Consider the following 257-nt stretch of genomic DNA (forward strand, 5'->3'; position numbering starts at 1 on the left):
GCCGCCCGCCAGCTCTTTGGCGAGGAAGAAGCCGCCCATATCGCACGCCAGCAGTGTTCCGGCGAACATCGATGGGTTAGCGCCGAGCATTTCGTAAACCGGAATAATTACCGGCCCGAGAACGTGAGCCAGTACCGGTGCCAGCGCGGTCATACCGACCATCGCCAGGCCCAGTGCGCCCATTGCCATAAAGCCTTCTTCGAACTGACCGCCTGATCCTTCGATACTTTTACCGAACTTACCGAGGAAACGAGCAG

Annotated in this window: 1 protein-coding gene; it reads right to left on the reverse strand. The window is 58.8% G+C overall.

The genetic code is table 11. The annotated features are described in order from the left end of the window. On the reverse strand, positions 1 to 257 hold a 257-nt coding region (gene eutH / locus SB765_RS31410; protein ID WP_410932732.1), incomplete at both ends, for an ethanolamine utilization protein EutH.

Source organism: Pseudomonas sp. SIMBA_067 (genome assembly GCF_046534675.1).
GTDB lineage: Bacteria > Pseudomonadota > Gammaproteobacteria > Pseudomonadales > Pseudomonadaceae > Aquipseudomonas > Aquipseudomonas putida.